The 20,590-nt window shown below is 44.5% G+C and carries 17 protein-coding genes; 8 read left to right on the top strand and 9 right to left on the bottom strand.

Annotated features, from left to right (window positions below; all coding sequences use genetic code 11):
* Nucleotides 1–23: 23 nt before the first annotated feature.
* From BTJ39_RS09915 to tssF, 9 genes are all read right to left on the bottom strand, one after another.
* Nucleotides 24–665, bottom strand: coding sequence for a helix-turn-helix domain-containing protein (locus BTJ39_RS09915; RefSeq protein WP_078002529.1), 642 nt, complete (start codon nt 663–665; stop codon nt 24–26).
* 156 nt (nt 666–821) lie between these two features.
* Nucleotides 822–1,298 (bottom strand): DcrB-related protein, encoded by a 477-nt coding sequence (locus BTJ39_RS09910; RefSeq protein WP_078002528.1) that lies wholly within the window; start codon nt 1,296–1,298, stop codon nt 822–824.
* A 5-nt stretch (nt 1,299–1,303) separates the two neighbouring features.
* Nucleotides 1,304–2,938 carry an OmpA family protein gene (locus BTJ39_RS09905; RefSeq protein WP_078002527.1) on the bottom strand — a complete coding sequence of 545 codons (1,635 nt, stop codon included), beginning with the start codon at nt 2,936–2,938 and terminating at the stop codon, nt 1,304–1,306.
* Complete coding sequence (locus BTJ39_RS09900; protein WP_078002526.1) at nt 2,938–3,570, bottom strand: hypothetical protein; 633 nt, start codon at nt 3,568–3,570, stop codon at nt 2,938–2,940. The genes BTJ39_RS09905 and BTJ39_RS09900 overlap by 1 nt, the downstream gene beginning before the upstream one ends.
* A complete protein-coding gene (locus tag BTJ39_RS09895; protein ID WP_078002525.1) occupies nt 3,564–4,889 on the bottom strand; it encodes a GlcNAc-transferase family protein in 1,326 nt (441 codons plus the stop codon). Before BTJ39_RS09895 ends, BTJ39_RS09900 begins: the two co-directional genes overlap by 7 nt.
* A gap of 32 nt (nt 4,890–4,921) precedes the next feature.
* On the bottom strand, nt 4,922–5,917 hold the full coding sequence (locus tag BTJ39_RS09890) for a fimbrial protein (RefSeq protein ID WP_241825896.1): 996 nt from the start codon (nt 5,915–5,917) through the stop codon (nt 4,922–4,924).
* Nucleotides 5,918–5,922: 5 nt separating this feature from the next.
* Nucleotides 5,923–6,990: a type VI secretion system protein TssA gene (locus tag BTJ39_RS09885; RefSeq protein WP_078002524.1), complete on the bottom strand. Its 1,068-nt coding sequence runs from the start codon at nt 6,988–6,990 to the stop codon at nt 5,923–5,925.
* A 50-nt stretch (nt 6,991–7,040) separates the two neighbouring features.
* The gene (tssG, locus tag BTJ39_RS09880) at nt 7,041–8,075 is read right to left on the bottom strand and encodes a type VI secretion system baseplate subunit TssG (protein WP_078002523.1); all 1,035 of its coding nucleotides are present in this window, start codon (nt 8,073–8,075) and stop codon (nt 7,041–7,043) included.
* Nucleotide 8,076: 1 nt separating this feature from the next.
* The gene (tssF, locus tag BTJ39_RS09875; RefSeq protein WP_078002522.1) at nt 8,077–9,957 is read right to left on the bottom strand and encodes a type VI secretion system baseplate subunit TssF; all 1,881 of its coding nucleotides are present in this window, start codon (nt 9,955–9,957) and stop codon (nt 8,077–8,079) included.
* 361 nt (nt 9,958–10,318) lie between these two features.
* On the opposite strand from tssF, the gene tssH reads away from it, so the two are divergent.
* The 8 genes from tssH to BTJ39_RS09835 all read left to right on the top strand — a co-directional run bounded on the left by tssH (nt 10,319) and on the right by BTJ39_RS09835 (nt 20,549).
* Nucleotides 10,319–12,979, top strand: a complete 2,661-nt coding sequence (gene tssH / locus BTJ39_RS09870) for a type VI secretion system ATPase TssH (protein ID WP_078002521.1) — start codon at nt 10,319–10,321, stop codon at nt 12,977–12,979.
* A gap of 68 nt (nt 12,980–13,047) precedes the next feature.
* The gene (locus BTJ39_RS09865; RefSeq protein WP_078002520.1) at nt 13,048–13,584 is read left to right on the top strand and encodes a fimbrial protein; all 537 of its coding nucleotides are present in this window, start codon (nt 13,048–13,050) and stop codon (nt 13,582–13,584) included.
* A 144-nt stretch (nt 13,585–13,728) separates the two neighbouring features.
* Entirely contained in the window at nt 13,729–14,493 is a 765-nt protein-coding gene (locus BTJ39_RS09860) for a fimbria/pilus periplasmic chaperone (protein ID WP_078002519.1), read from the top strand.
* Between the two features lie 87 nt (nt 14,494–14,580).
* Complete coding sequence (locus BTJ39_RS09855; RefSeq protein WP_241825895.1) at nt 14,581–17,187, top strand: fimbria/pilus outer membrane usher protein; 2,607 nt, start codon at nt 14,581–14,583, stop codon at nt 17,185–17,187.
* On the top strand, nt 17,172–17,768 hold the full coding sequence (locus BTJ39_RS09850; RefSeq protein ID WP_078002517.1) for a fimbrial protein: 597 nt from the start codon (nt 17,172–17,174) through the stop codon (nt 17,766–17,768). The genes BTJ39_RS09855 and BTJ39_RS09850 overlap by 16 nt, the downstream gene beginning before the upstream one ends.
* A gap of 95 nt (nt 17,769–17,863) precedes the next feature.
* Nucleotides 17,864–18,394 (top strand): type VI secretion system contractile sheath small subunit, encoded by a 531-nt coding sequence (tssB, locus tag BTJ39_RS09845; RefSeq protein ID WP_078002516.1) that lies wholly within the window; start codon nt 17,864–17,866, stop codon nt 18,392–18,394.
* Nucleotides 18,395–18,450: 56 nt separating this feature from the next.
* A complete protein-coding gene (tssC, locus tag BTJ39_RS09840; protein ID WP_096777715.1) occupies nt 18,451–19,920 on the top strand; it encodes a type VI secretion system contractile sheath large subunit in 1,470 nt (489 codons plus the stop codon).
* 143 nt (nt 19,921–20,063) lie between these two features.
* Nucleotides 20,064–20,549, top strand: a complete 486-nt coding sequence (locus BTJ39_RS09835) for an Hcp family type VI secretion system effector (RefSeq protein WP_078002514.1) — start codon at nt 20,064–20,066, stop codon at nt 20,547–20,549.
* The last annotated feature ends 41 nt before the right edge of the window (nt 20,550–20,590 follow it).

The following is a 20,590-nucleotide window of genomic DNA, read 5'->3' as shown; positions in this document are numbered from 1 at the left end:
TAACCATTGGTTAGTAGCAAGCATCAATCATGGTGATAAGGACTCTTGCTGACAATATTGATGTTATAAATTACCCAACAGCGATATTGCTGAATCAAAGTATTTTGGATTATGCAGGTTGCGAACCTGTATAAATGGTGCTTACTACGCAGATAGTGTTTAGTTATCAGGTATTTCTTATAATTGTAGACACTTTTCTCTGAACAACCAAGCATGCGGGCAATCTGTGCGTTCGTTAACCCTTTACCTGTCAGAACGAATATTAATTTTTCTCTTAATGAAAGTTTGTGAAAGCTTTTAATTTCTGAATGTTTTTTATTATAAATTTTGCCTATGTCTTTTGGGTAGAATATGCCATTTTTTTTCGTCACATCATAAAATAAATTTTTAATTATCACTGATTCATTATCTGATCTGTCATTTTTAATGAATATATAACGTTCAAATGAATCACTGGTGGTGGCAGCGGTTCCTTTGTACGCATCTGTGGCAATGATAGCGATATTGTCATATATGAAAATTTTAATATCGTTGTGATGCTTTATTTCGTAATGAACGTTTTCTTTGATATTTATAAAGTCATTTTCATTAAACATCTGGCAGATGGTTTCATAAAGACCTTTTTTATAAAAGTTATTGTCTGTTTTTATCGTAATTTCTAACATAATGTCCACTAAAATTTGGCGGGAGGCATGTGAAAATAAACGAGGTAATATTCGATAAAATCACGCCTCCCGCTACAAGCGGGTTGTTATCTGAGATAGGTTAGTATTGAAAGAATGCTCAGTGTTTTATATTGCCATATGATTTTATTGGTTTTATTAATCATCCATATTTGGTGAGAAACTATTGATTACGCGGACGTAGTGTTGCCTCTGATAATCTGTAAATTCATTTTTTGTATTCAGATTAAAAATGATTATTTCTCTTCCTTCCGGATTATAAGTGCTGTTTTTCGGCAGGCTGATAATGGACAGAACCTGCCTGATGATGTCTCCGTCATTCAGATAGCGGTTAGCGATCTGAATAATTGGAAGCTTTGTCGGTCCAATTTCATCTTTCAGGAGTTTTCCTTCAGATTGAAACCCCGGGAGCTTATTTCGTAAATTTTCTGTCTCAAGCTCATACCAGTCTTCAACAGTCTGATCCTCTGCCAGTGTTGTTCGGTTAATGATAATTTGATACTCCTGGTCGCTCGGGTCACGGAACATCAAAATGTTTATTGTTCTGTCCAGAACCGGAGCGGTTGTTAAAAAATTTCCTTCATAAAGTGTGTAGGAATTTATGGGTTTTTTCATGATGATTAACTCCTGTTTTGCGTAATTTCCGATGGGACTACGAGTACCTCAATGCGCCGGTTATGCTGCCGTCCTGCCAGAGTATTATTGTTGGCAACAGGCTCAGACTCTCCGGCAGCACTGATTTTCAATCTTTGTGGCGCGATATGATTTTCCAACAACCAGTTACGCACTGATATTGCACGTTTTTTAGACAATAAAAGGTTATAATCAGAACGTCCGGTGTTATCTGAATGACCTACAATCAGTAGATTATTATGTGGATATTCCCTGGCAAGAGTAAGAGCGTTTTGCAGTTGCCTGGCCGCTGCTGGAAGTAACGTGGCGCTACCGGAATTAAATATTGCCTGCGGCCCTGATGTACTGAGTACAGGAATAGATTTTAATTGGTTTAGTAGAGTCAGTATCCGATCGGCGTAAGTAAAGTAAGGAAAAAATCCCCAATTTTGGAACATAATGGATTCTGCCTGTTGTGACCTTTTTTTGTACTCGTTTTCCAGATTTCTTATACGGCTTTCTAATTTGTTTATTGATAAGTTATTTATTACTGAGTAGCGCTGTAACTGCTGTTTTGATGCCGTCTCCTGTTGGTATACATACCATGCATGACTAAACATATGGGCGGCGATAAGCATTGTCGCTAAACAAACGCTCCAGTATATCCGAGGCAGGATAGTATGCATTTTTTTTCTAATGATAACCGGCGCTTCTTTTACGGTTATTGCGATCGGAGGTAGCGGAGGAAGTGTTATGCCCGACCCCAAAGAGGGTAAAATAGCATATTGATTTTCCAGCCAGTTTGACCATGCGCCATGACGAGTAAAGCCATTGCCATAATCACATAGCAATATTTTATCGAGCTTTAATGATGAGCATGAAAATATGTCAGATATTCTCTGACTTATGCGGCTTCCTCTGATCCAATCCAGTAGCGTTAATGCAAAAACTTTTCTCTGACTATGATTGAAATCATTTTCGGTATTATTCTTTATGTGTAATTCGAGCTCGTTAAGCGCCTGGTGAAAGTCAACCGATGTAGTGGGCTGAATAACCAGATCCTGGTTCCATGTAGCATTATCAGGTGTGTGGCTGCGACGCTCACTGCTAAGCCGCGCATAAATAGCAAATGTGCAGTGGAGAGGTCGTGAGGTCAGGATAGCACTGAAGGAACCCAGCCAGCCGCGCAGTTTTTTCATTGTTAGCTCAACGGTTTCACTATCATCGGGCAAAAATGGGAAAAACGCATGGACAGGCGTGTCACTGGCATACTGACTTATGTAGTTTAAGCGCTTCTCAAGTTCCTCCGGCGTTCCTGTCTGTAACCAGGTTGCTGATCCAGCATAACGGGGATTATCTGCAGCATCAGATTTGCTGAACCAGGTTGCAGCATAGGGGCCAAGCAGTAAGATAACGGGCTTTTCCGGTTTAACGGGTAATTCAGTAAATTGTTCGCTGGTTTGTGATTTTCCGGTTCTCAACTGATACATGCATTGCATGGCGATGGTAGCAATCATTGCAGTAAGCATCAGAAGCGTCATCATTGTCGGCATAAAATGCGGAAAAATCAGACTCAAAAAAAAGGTCAGCAAGCTAATAAATGTTGTCGCAATCAGCGTAATCAAAATAATTTTATTATTCATTAAATGCTATCCCGCAGAAAGTGCCAGCAGCTAAGCCACAGCATTATTAATATCACGATGGAAACTGAAACCTGGATGAGAAAAGGGGGCCAGAAACGGCATTTTTCAGTTGTTTCCTCATAGCTAATTTCCTGCTTGCTGATGGTATCTACATAATTTCTCTCCTGTACATAACAGGTATTTGCGTATCCATTCAGTGCGTCCATTGTGGACATATACATCTGCTGTATCTGTCTATCGTTAAACTGAATTGGTGCGAGCGTAATCAGTTGGACGGCATAATGTGTAATCTCAGGTATTCCGCTATTAAAAATAGCGGCAGCATGATCCCTGTCAAACAACAGCGCATCACTGTAGCCATAAAATACATGCTCCAACTCATAGCCTTCCCATTTAACGCCCTGAGGTGCTAAGGTTTTTTTTGTCTGAATGTCGATAACGAGACAAATTAAACGCTGCAGTGCATCTACGGACTGCTCATTATGTCCGTGCATTTTCAGCGAACCACTTAGCTTCTCAACGCGCTGGATTATCTGATACTGAAACTCAAGTAATGAAGGAATGACGCCATGAGTGGTGACCAGCGTCAATGTGGTAATGATTTCATCGAAATTTTTATTATTATTCACCATGTTTTCTCCAGTACAGATCCCCAGCCTGTATTATTCCGATATGGACATATCCGAATAAAGGTTATGGGATTTGGTTTTGAGGTGGTGAACCTGAGTTGCAGAGTGATAATGTCACTCTCCGACAGCGTAGCCTGTCTTTTCAGGGCCTCTGGTAGGTTATTGATGATAGCGAGCGGCGTATTATCAGCGGCGTATATGCCTATATGCCACCAGGCAACCTCTGAATCATGAATATTGATCTCATCGTGATTTAGCCGCAGGTTTTTTTCATGGAAAAAACGCAATGATGCCAGCCACTGGTGGTGATTGGCGGGCAGGTCATCAAACCAGCTAACCGAATCCGGTTCCAGAATTGCCGGATGAATCGTTTTCTGATGAAAATTGACGCCAATATGATATTGATATTCCTGTAACGTTCGTCGGCAGGCGGTGTCATCAGCCTGCTGCTGCTCAGTCGTTAGTTGATTCAGTATATGGCGTTTTGCGGCTTTATCTCTTTCCCACCAGGCATTACTGACTAACCCGGCGTTTTTGGCGTCATCGGTGTGATCCTGCCAGATTTTAGGCGCGTCATTGCGGGTATAAAAGTGCCATAAAAGAACGCGATGAGGGGACCAGATGTCATAGCCCTGCAGCCAGGCGCGTACGGCCATCGAGATCTCTTCACCCATGAAAAAGATGTGCGGATCATTTGGCACGCGACTAACAAAATGGCCATCAGCAAAAATAAAGCCGGCAGCGATATAGCCACACCGTTGCGGACGGCTGGCGCTAAAAGGCTTTGATGTCAGGCTAAGGATGCCATCATCAGTGAAGCCATTGAATACCAGACGACTGACATAATCTTTACGGGCCTCGCTGTCACCCGGTATATATCCCGGCGGATAACTGGAGAGAACGGGACACGGACTAAATTGGCGAAGCGATCCCAGCATATTGATCATTTCACTATCCCAGTGCGTGGTAAAACGACAGTGGGAGTCAATTTGCAGAAAGTAATCTTGCTGGTTATAACATGTATCCAGCAGATGGCGGGCCCAGCAGGCTCCCTGACTTTTCAGATAGTGAACATTTATGATTTGTATTGAGGCTCCCTGCCAGCGAAACAGAAGGCATGGGAACTGCTGGTGAGTAGTACTGCCGTCAGGCTCCATTCCTGCTTCAATAAAGGGTGTTACATCCAGCTCTGCTTGCAGGCATACGGCAATATACAGACGATTCGCGTATTTAGCCTGCTGGATTAAATCCTGTAAAGTAGGGAGTAACTCCGGATCGCGATAGCTTGCGATACTGATAAAAAGAGTTTCTTCTGCTGCCATAATATTTCCATGTCAAAAAAGCGAATCTTTCCTTAATTCAACTGCAAAATTATTTCTGCATTTGCAGAAAATTGACCTCTGGCTGGCATGCTTTGCGCCGGGCCTTTCAACAGCGTGGCCGTCCACTTGAATTGAGCGGGTATATTATTTCCAGTTCCTTTGATTATTTCTGCATTTGTTCCATCAACATGCATCAAAGATCCTTTACTATCGTCAATACGAATTTTAAGTCTGTCGGTATTGCCAGCATTATCTGTAACCTGGATATAATTATTGTCACTTGTTGGTGTGGAAGTTGTCAGTTTGGCTGTAGCAGAATAGCTGCCGTAGTCGGTTGTACAGGCCATTGCGAAATTAAGTGGTCTGCTCACGCCATTACTAATGTTATCTGAAGATACGGTATTGAAGTCGATGGTTTTTTTTCCATCAACGCGACAAACGGGAGTGCTGATAATATGAATCTGTCCGATATTAAGCCGCTGGGCAATATCACCCGATGAATCACTATTTATCCAATTGTAAGCAATAGTCCCACCATCGAGTAGCACATCGCCGGCATCAGGGTCAGTAAGCTTCAGCTGAGGCTTAGTTTTATAGAGTTCGATACGAAAATATGACTGTGGGGCATAATTAACGCGATTTTCACTCACTGCGGCAATGGAGGGAAATTTGCCGAAAGCGGCACCGTTATTCCACAGCGGCATTATTTCCAACCCATCAATATTAGTAGCAAACATTTTATTCTGGGTTGCTCTACCCGATAGCGGAGGAAATACGCTTTTGCCGTACATTTCACCACGGTCGCAAAGAAAGCTAACCATTCCACCGCGAGATGAATCCATACTGCCAATGGGTTTTGAACGATCGGCGGGTGCATCGGCATCAACGTGAATGGTAAAGGCCGGGATTTGCAGGGTGGTAGGCGTTCCTCCCCCCAGTGGCGGCGTGGTATCCAGTACGCATCTTGCCAGCGCGGGCTCCGCGCTCAGCATGCTGATGATGAGTAATGTTGCATTCCCTTTTTTCAAGTTAATCACTCCTGTGATGTGGCAATTTTGGCAATGACCTCAGCCGGTAATAGCTGAAGTAGTTCAGTAAAGCTTTTCCCGATGGTTTGTTCTGTGAACGCCAGTAAAGTAATTACCGGGCTGCTGGGTTCTGTCTGCGTAAACCAGGCACGAACTTCGCGCAAACACTGTAGTGCCTCAGCGCGACTTGCCATTTTTTCTCTAACCCGCCCGGTTTCGCCTGGCAGTGCAGCTTCAGTATTTGTCTGAACTGCGTTGGGGATTTCCGAATCGCTGTCTTCGGCTAATGTTCGCGGTGCGGGTTCGTCCGTCTCCTCCGCTGGCGGTGGAGTTGACGCTATGCTGGAGGACGAAAAAAAGTATCCAAACAGGGTGAGCAGGCGAGTGAGGTCGGGTGCATCTTCCCCAGGCATCTGCTGTTGCAAGGTTTCTTTAAGCAAGGTCGTTAGCTCAAATGCCTGCTTAAACAGCTGGATGAGCGGCTGATGCTGGTTCTGCCACGCTTGTAAAATCTGCTGGCGTGCTTCTTCGGTTAGCGCGTCTTCTTCGCGTGGTGAGCTGCTGGCTCGTTCGATATCACGGATGGTGATATGTAATCCGGAAACTGCCGGTAGCGTTTGTTGTCGAATATCGGCCAGAAAACCTTCATTTGACTCCAGTTCGGCAAAAGCGTTAGCGCGCATTATTGGTGTAAATTCGCCTTCATCCAGTAGTTGGGGATGAAGATGGTCCGGCCAGCTTTTTAGCATCCATAGTAAGGTCTTAAGGCCTTCGGGCAGAGCGGGAAGCCCGATCTGACGTAAGCGACAGCGCATCAAAATAATCACTAACCGAACATCTTTAGAACGTTGCAACAGCTTGAGGGTATTACGTTCTGTATCCGCCCAATTAATTGGTTCAACCGCCTCTACAAAATCGCCATATTCGGCGCCCAGTCGCGGTTGGATCTCTCTTTGCAGCATAATGAAGTCAGGGTCATACTCCAGGCTTTCACCACAAGGCGGTGTATCCGGTACGGTGTCTGTAACTGAGCGATACCATTCCGGGCATTCGGTTATATTCAGCGCTGGCATCTGTTATTTCCTTATTTTTCCTGCTTGATGTAACTAAGGTTCGTTTAGTTTTATGGTGATGACAGGCAATACATTTCCGGATCGAAACTCATGCCTGCCAGCGGCGTAGCGTGGTCATAGCGTTCAAGCCAGCTGGTATATCCCAGCTGGTGTATTTCCCCTAAAGTGGCGCAGGGGACTTCATTTGCTTCCAGCAACAAAATGACCTCCCAGGCATATTCAAACCCCACGAAGTTGCGCACCCATTCACGTAGCACAGGTAAATCCTGGCCCCAGGGGCTGAAGCGCAGATATTGCTCCAGACTGAGTGGCCCAAAGATAAGCTGAAATTTATGCTGACGATCCTGAACCGTATCGCCAAGAATGGCGCCATTGCCCAACATCAGGCAGGCGTCGCTATTGCCGAGTTGGCTTTGGTCATTTGGTTGCAGAAAAACCCACTGGACGGCGAACTCACTGATTTGCACCGGCACTTCAAAATAATAATGAAGCGCACCAACCAGCCCTTCGGGGTTGCGGGCTTCACGTATCAGATGCGCAGCAGACGCAAGCCTCGGATGCAGCGGTAGCTCACTGGCTGGTAATTCCCGGGATTCCAGACCGACAAGGCTGCCTACATAAAACGAAAATTTGTCTTCGGCCTGTCGGTCCAGCGATGCGGTGTCCTGAGAGAGAGACCAGGCACGATAAAATTGTGACAAAGCGCGATGATGGAAAATATCGACAAACTCATTTAGCGTATTGTCATGGTTTTCGCTGCGCGTGTAGGCCAGTTCAGAAATATGTAATGGCATTGCCCCCTGAGGGCCCCAGACGCCCAAACCGAATAGTTGTAAATCAAGTTTGTCATGTTGCAGCTCAATATGCGCAATTTCACGTGGAGCAAACACCATATGGGCTGTCTGTCCCAGTCGAAAACGCTCCTGCGATGGCAACGCGGCAATGCCCGGCGCAGGTAATTCAGGCGTGCGGGCAGCAATGGCGCGCATAATACTGATAAAGCCGCTATCCCACGGCGAATCCTGCTGATACCAACTGCTAAGCCCCATCGGGAGTGAAGCCATGTCCTGCTCAATGTCGGCCATTTTACAATACACCTCGTCGACCAGGGCGTGCTGGCCAGTGGGCAATTTTGCCCCGTTGCATTGAAATGAGTTCTGTCTCAGTGAAGACATTAATAGCGGCATGACGGGCGATATAGTTCTCCATAATCATGCCAAACAGATAGGGACTGACGCCGGAAAAGCCTTCTTCATCCACCGTCAACGTGCAACGAATACCTCTTCCGTAGATGAGTAAACCGTTGCCGGGTAGACGTCTGATTACCGGCTCGCTATGGCAGCCGACGAGTGCGTTAATTTGGGCATCAGATTCGTAATCAACTTTGCTGATGAACAATCTCAGCATGTTCCGTAATGATTCCCCCCCCTGACTGTGCGTCATGTCTGACAACGGAAGATAATTGAAACTCAGTTGCCTTATGAGCCGCCATGCCGATTCACCGGCAGCAAAGGGTGGCCGTGGCGTACTGGGTTGAAATACAAACCGGGCGCTTTCAACCGGCGCGGAATCCAGCAAGGTGAGTGAAAGTTTACCGCTGGCTGCAACTAACATTGGTAGATCACGGTTAGTGACCTGTGCGTTAATTGATAAATAGCGGATATCACCGCTGTAAGGTGCTTCTTGTTGATCAACTAACGAAATAAACACTTCTGTGCCTGCATAAGAGGCGCGGGTGTCATATTTTCTGGTGTCATTGTTGCTACGCCGATCTTTACGGGTAATGGAAAAATAACGGCCGAAGTTGCCGTTATCACAATGACGTGTTTGATACAAAGGGTTAAAGACCACTTGATTGCTGGTTTCCGCTTGCTGACCAAACACTCTATCAACGGAGAAGATTTCAAAATCAAGAGGGCGACTATGGTCCGGCACGACGTGGAACTCATTTAACGCCCGGTTGATTTCCAGCTTATCCAGCTGCCGTGAAAAAAGGTTAATGACCGGCGTACAGTAAAGTAAGAAGTGTGAGGCCGAAATATGACCAATAAGATTCTGCGCCAGCCTGTCAAGCAGGATGATAACCTCCATTTCTGAAGAGTCATTCTGCTTAAGGCTACTTGCAAGCTGTGTGATTGTGAAAAAATAGAACTGCTGTCGGCAGGCAAAATACTCTTGTATCAGGTTATGCCCATGAAAAATATTCCATGCAACTGGTAGCAATCCCTGATCTGGCGCCAGACCTTCGAACGATAGTGCATCTTTACTAATAATATTATCTTTTACCTGGTCACCTTGCCCGGTTCTTATAATTGTTGCAATGTGCCCGGCATGAATAAGTTCAAAAATATGTGAAACTATCCTCTCATCACCATTGATGTAAATTGGTAATCTGTTCAGACCCTCAAGTTGAGAGAACTTCATATCTCCATTTAATCTTAATTTAATACGAAGTGCGCCTTTCAACTTATGCGGTGGGATATTATATTTTTCCATCTTAGGCATGTCTGGCGGTAACGAGCTAAGACGTGCCTCAACTATTTCCATCGGCCACAACTGCACATCCTGTCCACTGCGAAATTCGCAGCGTGTTACCTCATCCTTTATTATCGGCATAAATAAGGCGCTGTTACGTGGTACACGATAGCCTTGTGTCAGGTCACCCTCTTTAAGATTGGGTTTTAGCTGAACAACCCCCATTGACGGCGTTGGTGCAGTATAGTTTGGATAGACTATATCTAATAGCCGTTGAGTGAAAAGAGGGAATTCTGCATCCAGTTTAATTTGCGTTCTGGCCGACAGGAAACAAAATGACTCAATGAGGCGCTCGACAAAAGGATCTGCGGTTTCAAGTCCTCGCATGCCAAGACGCCCGGCTATTTTTGGGTGTTTTTCAGCGAACTCACGCGCCATTTCGCGCATAAACGTGAGTTCCTTATTATAATAATCCAGAAAAATATTATTCATTTTTCAACCGATAATGAAATTAGGTTCCTCTAGCGAATGGCTGCCTTTGATGGCGTGACCATTCTCTTACCTTTCTGCAGCTGTTGAGTGAAACAATGTGCCCCTGCTTTTCTAATTTTTTATGACTGGAGCAAATACGTTTAATCAAACAAGAATGTTAATGGAGTTCATTTTCTTGGTATATAGTGTATTTGGTTTATTTAGCGATTTTTTTCTTTTTTAATCTTAATTATTTTCCTTATTTTCTTTAATTCTGAAAATTACAACGCCAAGTTAAAATAACGATAAATACGTAGTATAGTCCTTAATATTACTGTTCTTAGTGACTATTGCTTTTACGCTCATTATGTAAGGGACTATTGTGGCTGTTTTAAGAAAGAATCTATTTGGTAAGCTGGATTATACGTTATTCAATACCATTGAAAGCGCTACATCATTGTGCAAGTTACGAGGCAACCCTTATGTTGAACTTGTTCACTGGATTAATCAGATATGGAACCATGAAAATAATGATATTAAATGCATCGTCCGCTACTTCAATATTAATATTGAGGAGCTGGAGCGCGGGCTTGCTCAAGTATTAGCCGGATTGCCCGGAGGGGCAACGGCAGTCTCTGATTTTTCTTACCATATAGAACTGGCTATTGAGCGCGCCTGGGTGTGTGCCAGTCTCGAATATTTTGATAATCGTATCCGCAGCGGGCATTTGTTACTGGCCTTGCTGACCAATATGGAGCTGCGTCGGGCATTACTGTCGATATTACCAAGTCTTGATAATATTGCACTCGACGTACTGAGTAGCGAACTGAACTACATTACCCGTGAATCGCCAGAGAATGACGAGACGGCGAGAGACGGCAGTGCGTTTTATGATGGATCGTTACCAGGAGAGGCCAGCAGCGCTATGGCTGAAAAGCCTGATGCCCGGCTTGCGCAATTTACCACTGACCTTACCGCCCTGGCGAAAGAAAGTAAGATCGATCCGGTACTGGGGCGCAGTCACGAAATATCGACGATGACCGATATTCTTTTGCGTCGCAGACAAAATAATCCACTGTTAACTGGCGAGGCCGGGGTAGGTAAAACCGCCGTTGTTGAAGGGTTTGCTCAGGCCATCGTGGCCGGAGAGGTTCCTCCCGCACTACGTAATGTACGTTTACTATCGCTGGATATTGTCGCTCTTTCTGCGGGTGCCAGTATGAAAGGTGAATTTGAGGCCCGTCTCAAGTCTGTGCTGGATGAAGCCATCGCTTCAGTCGATCCGATTATTTTATTTATTGATGAAGTACATACACTGGTTGGCGCTGGCGGTAATGCCGGAACAGGGGATGCCGCTAATTTACTTAAGCCAGCGCTGGCTCGCGGCCAAATTCGCATGATTGGTGCCACAACCTGGGGTGAGTTCAAACGCCACATTGAAAAGGACCCAGCGTTAACGCGCCGTTTTCAGGTTTTACAGGTTGAGGAACCCGGTGAGGAAAACGCCACGGCTATGCTACGTGGTCTGATCCCTTCGCTGGAAAAACACCATAATGTCTGGATCATGGATGAAGCGGTGTTAGCCGCAGTGCGCCTCTCACATCGTTATATTCCGGCAAGGCAACTGCCTGATAAAGCGATCAGCTTACTGGATACCGCGTGCGCGCGTGTCGCAATGGCGCAATTTACACCGCCATCAGAATTACAGCATCTTAACTGGCAGTGTGAAATAGCTGAAAAAGAGCTGATGTCGCTGGAGAAAGCGCGCAGCTTAGGCAAAGAGCAAGGTCAGAGAATTGAGCAGCTACAGATATCGATTGCGCAGACACGCGAATCACAAGCAGCTTTAGCGCAGCGCTGGCAAGCGGAGCGTGAATGCGTTGAAGGAATTGTGGCACAGCGCCAACAGATCCTTGCTGCAATAGAAAGCGAAGATGAAGTACTGCCGGCATTACGCCAGATACTGGCCGAACAGGAGGAGGTACTTACTTCGCTCCGACAGGAGCAATCACTGGTCCAGGCGGAGGTGAGTGCTGAAACAGTTGCCCGCATCGTTGGGGACTGGACCGGCATACCGGTTGGCCAGATGATGAAAGATGAGATGCGGGCCGTAATGGAGCTTCCCCAGCGTCTGAATAACCATGTCTTTGGTCAGCAATATGCGCTGGAACAATTGTGCGAAAGCATTATGACAGCCCGGGCAGGTTTGGCTGACCCGCGTAAACCACTCGGTGTATTTATGCTGGTAGGGCCGTCTGGCGTTGGGAAAACGGAAACGGCATTAGCCATTGCTGAAAATATGTATGGTGGTGAGCAAAACCTGATCACGATAAATATGAGTGAGTACCAGGAATCTCATACCATTTCTACATTAAAGGGATCGCCGCCGGGATACGTTGGTTACGGTGAGGGTGGCGTACTGACTGAAGCAGTGCGTCGTCGTCCCTATAGCGTGGTGCTATTGGATGAAATAGAAAAGGCCCATCCGGATGTGCATGAGCTTTTTTATCAGGTATTTGACAAAGGTCAGATGGAAGATGGTGAGGGTCGGTTAATCGACTTCAAAAATAGTGTTTTATTATTAACAAGCAATACAGGTAGTGACCTCATTGAGCAATTGTACTCTGATCCTGATACCGCTCCGACACCAGCAGCCTTGTTATCAGTACTTCAGCCGATATTATTAAAAACTTTTCCTGCTGCATTTTTGGGCCGGGTCACTGTGATTCCTTATTTGCCATTACAAGCAGGAACACTGAATAATATTGTTAAGTTACATCTTGAAAGAATAAGCAAACGCTTGTATCAGCAGCATCAACTTTCTCTCTCATATAGCGAGTCAGTTGTTGAATATATTGTTTCACAATGTCGGGTTGCCGAAACAGGAGCAAGGCTACTGATTAGTTACATTGAGAAAAATATATTGCCAATGATTGGGCGGGAGATACTGGTTTGTCACAGGGACGTAAAAAATGGCAGCGTTAACCTTGAGGTTGATGCTGATAATAGTGAAGTTAATGTAACTATAGTGGAGGAAAGATAAAATCATTTTTAATCACTTGTGAATTAACATTATTTAATTATGATTGCGAAATATAAATGGAGGTTGATATGCATAAATTTAAATATGCATTATGTGCGATAGGAATTGCTTCCTGTTTTGGTGCAAATGCAGCGACCGATGGAAAGGTTTCATTCAATGGTGAGCTTACTGATGAAACCTGCCAGGTAAAAGATAACAGTAAAGATATTGTGGTTAACTTACCAAAAATCTCTACTGCGACACTGGCTACGACCGGAGATGAGGCAGGAACGACCGCTTTCAAAATTGAAGTTGAAAAATGTCCTGTTTCTGTTAAAAAAGTAACCGCTCATTTTGAGGCGGTTAAAAACAGTGGTTATGACCCTTCAACGGGTAATTTGAGAAATGACTCAACCGCAACTGGATCTGCTACCAATGTTCAGGTAAGGCTTTATAACCTGGACGACAATAGTCAGGTTACAATTGGCGGAACTGGTCATTCATATCCGGTTAATGCTGATTCAAAACAGGCAACGATGTACTTTGCTGGTGGCTATTATGCTACCGGTCAAACTACACCTGGAGCCGTTACAGCTAATGTACAATATGTGCTAGCTTATCCATAATCATTAGTTAGTTAATAAGCATTAATTTTAATGCTGTGACTCGTCGTCCGGCGAGTCACAATATTTAATTAAATATATATTCATATGTTTAAAAAGGACAAGCTGGTAGCTATTTTAGTTGGCGGCGTAGAATAAGGAAATCTAATGAAAAAAAGAGCAATTTTGCTAGCCTTCGCTATGCTGGCAGGCAGTTTTTCTGCTATTGCGTCTATGACTATCAGCGGAACTCGTATCATTTTTCCGGCGGCCGAAAAAGAAGTTAATGTTCGGACTAATAATAAAGGAACCAAGCCTGCTTTAGTTCAGGTTTGGATCGATGATAATAAAGGAACGGCAAATCTGAATGAAGTTAAAGTTCCTTTTATCGTTACGCCTCCGATTTATCGCGTAGAGTCGGGTAAAGGACAGAGTGTCCGGTTAATTTATAACGGCATGATCCTACCACAAAACAAGGAGTCTGTTTTTTGGTTCAACATGTTAGAAATTCCACCGCAATCGACTTTGTCACCAAACAGGCAACGGCTGGAGCTAGCCTTCCGTACCAGAATTAAAATATTTTATCGCCCTGATTCTCTCTCTGAAAGTAATTCAGCCAACGAAAGAAATAAACTAAAATGGGAGACAGTGACCGATGCTATAAAAGGGGTTGGTATAAAATTAACTAACCCCACGCCATACTATTTTTCCTTTGATGAGTCCAGTGTAGAGACTCATGGTAAAAAAATAAATTTGAATGTTGAGATGGCGGATCCATTTTCATCTATCGTCTTTTACCCGGAAAGAAAAATAAATAAAGGAGAGAAAATTACCAGCATCAATTATGGTTTAATTAATGACTATGGTGCTGTAATAAAAATAAAGCTTTCTCCACAAGGAAATGGTTTTTTTTCTGATTTAGCAGGTAAATAATTCACTTCAGTCAAGGATAAGAAGTTCTGAGGAATTTTGATTTTAAATAATTAGAATTAAAAATTCGTAAATAAAGGGAGTTTTACCGTGAATTTTCCTGATGTAGGGGACATGAGCAACGATGCAAAACGTCGTGCTAATGTTCTGCCGTTCACTTTTACCCTGATAGGCGGTTTATTATTTTATCGTTCGGGCTGGGCTGCTACTGAACCGCCGTCTTTGTTAAGCGAAAATGAAAACGAAACCATAGTAAACTTTAATCCCAGATTTCTTCACGGTAGAGGAATAGACGTTTCACGTTTTAGTGAAGGTAACCCAATATTACCGGGAAAACAGAAAGTCACGGTTCTGGTGAATGGTGAAAGACGTGGGAAAATGACGGTATTATTTTCTCTTCGGCCGGGTAAAAAGAGTGCTGAAGCCTGCTTCAGCCTCAGGCAGTTGAGGCAGATTGGGATTCGCATTGCTGATAAGCCGGCAGAAAAAACTGATTCATGCCGGGTTATATCTGAATGGGTTTCATGGGGAAAAAGTAGATATGACTCAGGAGAATTTGAGCTAAATCTTCAGGTTCCTCAACTGTATGTTAAGAAAATGCCACGCGGTTACGTTGACCCCGGCTTATGGGATGCAGGTGAAACAGTGGGTTTCCTGGATTACAGCGGCAACGTTTTCTCTATCTACAATGGTGGGAATAGCGCGATGCGGGGGAATACCTATACTGGCAACCTGGGTATGATGGCCGGTATAAATATTAATCAATGGCGACTAAGAAAGCGTATAAACGCCAGTTGGAATAGTCGCGGTTCTTCGTCCACTCAAAATCTTAATGGTTATGCCGCACACGATATTACGGCATTAAAAAGTGAGCTGATCTTGGGGGAGAATAATACCTCCGGAGACATATTTGATAGCTATGGGCTGCGGGGCGTTTTTCTCCAGTCTGATGATCGTATGTTGCCTGATTCTTTGCGCAGCTATTCGCCGGTATTGCGTGGTGTTGCGGAAACAAATGCCAGAGTTACCGTCAGGCAAAGAGGAATGACTATATATGAAACCGTCGTTCCGCCCGGTCCTTTTGAGTTAAGTAACATTGGTACGATGGGTTATGGCGGCGACCTTGAGATGGTCGTGACTGAATCTGATGGACGGGTAAGGAGAACAAATATTCCCTACTCGGCGCCACCGCTATTGTTACATGAAGGCGTGTCATATTTTGCTTTCTCCGCCGGTCAGCTTAAAGAGGAGCTGGTAAGAAATCATCCTGCGGTTGTGCAAGGCAGCTACCGTTATGGCTTGTCTGACCGCCTGACGTTGTTTGGTGGTATGCAGATAGGCGAGAAGTATCAGTCAATTGCCGCCGGGAGCGCATTAAATACCCCATTAGGTGGAGTGTCATTTGGCATCAGCCATGCAAGATCAACGCTGAATGATGATCAGCTTTACACCGGCAATAGTTATCAGCTCAACTTTACTAAATATCTTGGAAGTACAGATACAAATTTACTGTTAGGTGCATATCGTTATTCTTCCAGTGGTTATTACTCTTTCCGTGATGCCAGCATAGCGCGAAATAATAGATCGACTGATGGTCAGTATATTATTGATTTCAGGCAGCGCGACCGGCTATCGGTCACTTTATCTCAGCAGTTATCGGATAATATGTCGCTTTATCTTACTGGTAATCAATATAATTACTGGGGAAATCGCAGTTCATCAAGGCAATATTCAGTGACCTTTAATCAACGTCTACGTCACTTCAGTTATGGGGTGACTGCAAGCCGTACGCTTAATGATCAATATAAAAGTGAAAAAAGCGTATTGCTGTTCGTTAATATTCCTATTGGTAATGGCGTCATCAACAGGAAGCCAGTATTCAATTCCTTATATACCAGTTTGAATCATGATAGTGGGGGCAATACTCAGCTTCAGACGTTGGTTAATGGCAGTCAGGGTGAACAAAATGAATGGAACTATGGACTTGGTGGGACGCTGAACCATTACCCTGAAAGCAGGGCAAATAACTCGGTCACCGGCAATCTAAGCTACCAGGCTGGCTTTGGTCGTCTGGCTGCGACGGCATCGGCAGATAACCATAGTACGCGTCAGCTCTCGTTTTCAGCAGACGGTAGCCTGGTCGCTCATAAAGGGGGTATTACGCTTGGCCCTGCAGTGGGGGATGCACCATTTGCCATCGTCGATGCTCGGGAGGCTAATGGCGCGAAGCTGTTAAATGGCTACGGAAGTCGGATTGACCGCAACGGTTACGCCATTATGCCGTCACTGACGCCCTACCGGGAAAATACTATCTCCGTCAGCGCTAAAGGGTTGCCTTTAAATGTCGACTTAATGGAGAACGAAAAAGTAGTGGTACCAAGAGCGGGTGCTGTCATTCCCGTTGAAGTGCAGACCATTAGCGGTAATCCCATGATATTAACCTTGCGCGATGAGAAGGGGCAGCTTCTGCCGATCGGCACCGATTTGCAGAATGCTAAAGGTATAAGTCAGGGAATCATTGGTCAGGGTGGTCAGGCGTTTATCCGGGGGTGGCAACCAGAGACCCAATCCCTGTTTGCGGTGGTAAACGGGCAAAAAATGCAGTGCCGGGCACGGACATCACCTGACAAACGACGCGCATCGGCGACCCGACAAACGCAGATATTACAGCTGGAGGTTATATGTTTGCGCAACTGACAGGAAAGGAAAGGATAGGTAAGACTGTTGGCTGGATTTTACTGGGAGTTGGTATGTCAACCAGTACGTCAGCGCTGGCAGAAAAATGCTTATCAACATCAGCTTGTCGCATACCGGTCTCCTTCACCGGTATCTATCGGGATGACACCTGTCGGATAAGCATTAATAACGGAGGCTCTGATGAAACGGTCACTCTTCCCACCCTTTCAACCTCGAACTTACAGTCCAATGGTGATGAGGCTGGCAGTCAGCAATTTAATATTACGCTGAAATCATGCCCGGCGAGTCAAAGAATTGATTTGCACTTTGTCTCAGCTGGCAGTGCGATAGATAGCAGTACGGGGAATTTAGTAAATAGTTCGGAAAGTGGAATGAGTCGGGGAGTGCAGATACGTATTCGTGATGAGTCCGCCAGGCAGATGTTTATTGATGACCACAGTAGCTTTCAATCATATGTTATTCCTTCAGGAGGTAATGATGTGACACATTATTATAGCGCCAGCTATTATGCGAAAGGTTCAGGAGTAGTAACGTCTGGCGGGGTCCGTGCATTATCAGGTATTGAACTGATCTATAACTAATAGTGGAGTTGGTGTTTTTGTCCTCTTAATTTCTTATTAAGTTACTTAAGAGATAATTTTTATTTCTGAGAAAGATAACATGGTGAAATTATATTATGAGTAGTAAAAATAGCTCTCAAAAATTTATTGCAAGAAACCGTGCTCCTCGTGTACAAATTGAATATGATGTAGAGATATACGGTTCAGAAAAAAAGGTAGAATTACCCTTTGTGATGGGGGTTCTTGCTGATTTATCAGGTAAGCCACTGGAGCCTCTGCCTTCGGTTGTGGACAGGCATTTCCTGGATATTGATATTGATAATTTTGATGAGCGTATGAAAGCAATGCGCCCTCGGGTTGCTTTTGCCGTACCTAATACATTAACCGGTGAAGGGCAGTTGATGGTGGATATGACTTTCGAATCTATGCAAGATTTTTCTCCGGATGCGATTGCCAAAAAAGTTGATTCATTATCACAATTGTTAGATGCAAGAACGCAGTTAGCGAACTTGCAAACATATATGGATGGCAAATCTGGTGCAGAAGATTTGGTTATGACCATGCTTCAGGATAAGGCTTTATTAAAAGCGCTGGCTGCTGCACCAAAAAAAGATAGAAATCAGGTTGGTGAATCTCAGGAAAAATAAGAGTAGAGGGAATTATGTCATCATCAAAAAATTCAGCAGTGCAGAATGCTCCAGTAATGGAAAAATCAGCATCAAATTTCGACGCATTTAACTCATTACTTAGTAAGGAGTTCAAAGCAAAGTCAGAGCAAACTAAAGCAGCCGTCGAAGGTGCCGTTAAAACGTTAGCGGAACAAGCCCTGGTTAATAGTGTAACCATTTCCGATGACGCATATAAAAGTATTGCCTCAATTATTGAAGAGATAGATCGTAAACTTTCTGAGCAGATTAACCTGATACTCCATCACAAGGAATTCCAGTCACTGGAGAGTGCATGGCGTGGTTTGCATCATCTGGTCTTTAATACTGAAACCGATGAAAAGCTCAAGCTGCGTTTTATGGATATTTCAAAGGATGATCTGCGTCGTAGCATGAAGCGCTATAAAGGGGTGGCCTGGGATCAAAGTCCTCTCTTTAAAAAGATTTATGAAGAAGAGTACGGTCAGCTCGGTGGCGAACCCTATGGCTGCCTTGTTGCGGACTATTTCTTTGACCATTCAGCCCCGGACGTCGATCTGCTGACATCGGTGGCGAAAGTAGCAGCTTCGGCTCATGTCCCTTTTATTGCTGGTGCGTCACCAACAGTGTTACAGATGGATTCATGGCAGGAACTGTCAAACCCGCGCGATTTAACGAAAATTTTCACGCAAAATCTCGAGTACGCCGCCTGGAGCTCACTGCGTCAGTCAGAAGACTCACGCTACATCGGCCTGGCCATGCCACGTTTCCTGGCACGTGTGCCTTACGGTATTCGTACTAACCCGGTTGATGCTTTTCATTTTGAAGAAACTACCGATGGTGCCGATCATAGTAAATATGTCTGGGCGAATGCCGCCTATGCGATGGCTGTAAACATCAATCGTTCTTTTAAAGAGCATGGCTGGTGTACCCTGATTCGCGGTGTTGAAAGTGGCGGTGTTGTTGAGGGACTTCCCTGCCATACCTTCCCCACTGATGATGGCGGCGTGGATATGAAATGTCCCACTGAAATTGCTATTTCAGATCGTCGTGAGGCGGAATTAGCCAAAAATGGATTTATTCCATTAGTTCATAGAAAAAATACCGATTATGCCGCGTTTATTGGCGCCCAGTCTCTGCAAAAACCAGCAGAATATTACGACCCCGATGCGACAGCGAACGCTAATCTGTCTACGCGGCTACCCTATCTTTTTGCCTGCTCGCGTTTTGCTCATTATCTGAAATGTATTGTGCGCGATAAAATTGGTTCCTTTAAAGAGCGTGATGAAATGCAGCGTTGGCTGAACGACTGGATTATGAACTATGTTGATGGCGATCCAGCTAACTCGACAATGGAGAATAAGGCCCGCCGACCTTTGGCCGCAGCAGAGGTTATTGTGGAGGATGTGGAGGGTAATCCTGGATATTATCAGGCAAAATTTTTCCTGCGTCCGCATTTTCAGCTGGAGGGTTTAACCGTTTCATTGCGTATGGTAGCAAAACTCCCGTCTCTTAAAGATGTGGCATGATTTTATATATTTAACATACTGATTTTATATAAAAAATTTTTCTGAAAGGAAAAATAAAGTTCTTATTTTTATAAGGATAAGAACTTATATCACCCAAAACGTCGTGTTAGGGAATATTAATCAACGTCATAGAAGAGGATATTATGGCTCAAGATATGTTTATTAAAATTGATGGGATTGACGGCGAGTCGTTAGATTCCACACATAAAGATGAGATTCAGGTTCTTGCCTGGAAATGGGATGTTTCACAGCATTCTAATATGCATAGTGGTTCTGGCGGCGGGTCTGGTAAAGCATCAGTTTCTGATTTCTGCTTTGAACATTATACCGATAAGGCCAGCCCTAATCTTCTGAACTACTGTTTGTCCGGTAAACATATTAAGAATATTAAGTTCGTCATTCGTAAGGCCGGTGGTAATCCACTGGAATACCTGAGCATTAAATTTACTGACGTCATTATCACGCATGTTGAAATGCTTGGTTCTATTGAAGATGAGACCCGTCCGCGTGAAAACGTGCGCTTCTCATTTACGAAGATGACGCAGGATTACGTTATGCAAAATGCCGAGGGCCATAAGTCTGGCACTATTTCCGCCAGCTATGATGTTAAGGCGAACCTGAACTCCTAATTTTGTGGTTTATCCCTGCGGCTTTAGCCGCAGGGTTTATG

It is taken from the genome of Izhakiella australiensis (genome assembly GCF_002006995.1).
GTDB classification, from domain to species: domain Bacteria; phylum Pseudomonadota; class Gammaproteobacteria; order Enterobacterales; family Enterobacteriaceae; genus Izhakiella; species Izhakiella australiensis.
This window is presented reverse-complemented; position numbering and strand designations above follow the sequence as displayed.